The sequence below is a fragment of the uncultured Fibrobacter sp. genome, from assembly GCF_937877005.1.
Classification (GTDB): Bacteria; Fibrobacterota; Fibrobacteria; order Fibrobacterales; family Fibrobacteraceae; genus Fibrobacter.
The window spans coordinates 1-1,923 of sequence record NZ_CALEFV010000355.1 but is presented as its reverse complement, the minus strand read 5'-3'; the positions used below and the strand labels follow the sequence as shown (position 1 = coordinate 1,923).

Annotated in this window: 3 protein-coding genes; 2 read left to right on the top strand and 1 reads right to left on the bottom strand. The window is 52.6% G+C overall.

Going from position 1 to position 1,923, the window contains the following annotated elements; translation table 11 throughout:
• On the top strand, window positions 1-605 hold a 605-nt coding region (locus tag Q0628_RS15635; RefSeq protein WP_366979179.1), incomplete at its 5' end, for an ABC transporter substrate-binding protein.
• Between the two features lie 117 nt (window positions 606-722).
• Here the strand turns inward: Q0628_RS15635 and Q0628_RS15630 are convergent.
• Window positions 723-1,538: a hypothetical protein gene (locus Q0628_RS15630; RefSeq protein WP_298772596.1), complete on the bottom strand. Its 816-nt coding sequence runs from the start codon at window positions 1,536-1,538 to the stop codon at window positions 723-725.
• A gap of 159 nt (window positions 1,539-1,697) precedes the next feature.
• Between Q0628_RS15630 and Q0628_RS15625 the strand changes: the two genes are divergently transcribed.
• Window positions 1,698-1,923, top strand: a 226-nt coding sequence (locus Q0628_RS15625) for a hypothetical protein (protein ID WP_298772595.1), incomplete at its 3' end; no start/stop codon positions are given.

The window sequence follows — 1,923 nt, the reverse complement described above, 5'->3', positions numbered from 1 at the left end:
ACAAAGTGAATGCCCAGGGTGTGCTCGAGAAGGATGGCAAGCCGTTCACCATCAACTTTATCACCAGCCAAGAAGACTTGCGTCACCTCACGCTGTTCCAGGAAGACCTGAAGAAGGTTGGCGTCGTGGCGACCATCGAACAGATGTCGCAGAGTACCTTACGCAAGCGCCTTGACGATGCCGACTTTGATCTTTACTGGGTGAACTGGGGCGCTGGTCGCCTCCGCGATCCGGAAGCCAGCTGGTATTCCACAACCGCACTGCAGAAGGGCACGAACAACCTGGCCGGTGTACAGGATAAGGTGGTGGATAGCCTCATCAACTTGCAGAAGACTGAATTCGACCTCGCGAAGCGTAACGAAATCCTGAAGGCACTAGATAACCGCCTCGCCGAAATCGTGCCGTATGTGCTCATGTGGCAATGCGACCATCACCGCATTCTCTACTGGAACCGCTACGGCACTCCCGAAAAAGTCTTTGATCGCTTTAACCGCGAAGACGCCATTCCCGTTTACTGGTGGCTTGACCCCGCGAAGTCTGCGGCGCTTGACAAGGCGATGAAGGCCGGAGAGAGCCTGCCGATCCCCGAATACGACGTGAAATAGTTGGCAGAACTTAGATCGTGCCTTCGGCACTGCAGAACTTAGAAGACTGCAAAAAAAAGGGCGGGCTGAAAAGCTCGCCTTTTGTCTAAGTTCTAAGCTCTACCGACTAAGTTCTTCTTAGAAGAAGAATTCGGCACCGACGTACAGGCCGGTTGCGTCGCCGCCCATGTTGTCTTGGTCGCCGCTACGAACAAAGAGCTTGCCGGTGACTTCCAACTGCTTCGGGATTACGTAGATTCCGCAACCGAGCCAGATGGTAATCTGGTGGTCGCCATCGTCGTCGCCACCCACTTCGACGCCGTTGTCTTCCCTAGTGCTTTCGGTAAGGCGGAACTTGAGCTGCATGCCAAAGAGCGGTGTAATTTCGGTGTTCGGAACGGTATAGGCGATTTCGCCGCCCATGTGCAATTCCAAACCGCGTTCGATGTTGTCGTGTTCAAAGCCCCAGAACAAACCGGCTTCGGTTCCGAACTTGAGGCCCGGAGCCTCCTTGATCGGCATGCTGAACTGGCCGCCCAAATAGAGGGCGATTTCTTCGCTAGAAGGAGGATATGTGCGGCTGATGCCGTTGTAATCGACATCGTCATTGCCGACGGGTAGAATAAGGTCTACAAAACCGTTGAACGAGGGGTCGAACTGATAACGTGCGCCGATAGTCAGGTCGCGCAGACCGCTACCGCCGTTCACGCAGCCGCTGCAGTCCGTTTCGCCCCAGAACTGGAAACCCCAGCTCTGTAAGGAAATTTCAAGCTTCGGAATAATGCTGTAGCGGGCGCCCACCTTGAGGCCGGCCTGGGACCAATCATCGTCCCAGTCGTAGTAAAGTTCACCTTTGGCAGAACCCTTGCCGGCTTCGAGAACGGGGTAGTAGTCCCAAGTTGCGAAAGCGGCGCTAGAAACGAGCGCTGCGGCGAGTGCGATTTTCTTAAACATTCCAGACTCCTTTGGGTTTTTCGCCAAATTTAGCAAATTTACCCATTTTTGCCTATCCCCGTGTTGTTCCACATCACAGTGACAACACTTTTTGATGCCCCGGATGTCTTTTTTTGAAAAATTTACATATCTTTAGAAGGTGAACGATTAGAGGGTTTTATGAAGGCAAAATTAGGTTTGTGCTTGTTTGCTGTGCTACTGCTTAGCAGCATGGCTTTTGCCGTCAATGGCAGCGGATATTATAACCTGATAACGGTCGTTCAAGGTGGCGGTTTTAACCAGTCTTCGACGACAATGGTCTTGAGCCAGAGCAATGTTCCCTGTTCCGATACCGCGTGGAAACTGACATTCAATAATGTGGATTATACCAGCAACGGAAAGGGCG

Coding starts and splice junctions, on each gene's coding strand:
- Q0628_RS15630 (WP_298772596.1), bottom strand. CDS start 1,538: ATGTTTAAGAAAATCGCACTCGCCGCAGCGCTCGTTTCTAGCGCCGCT.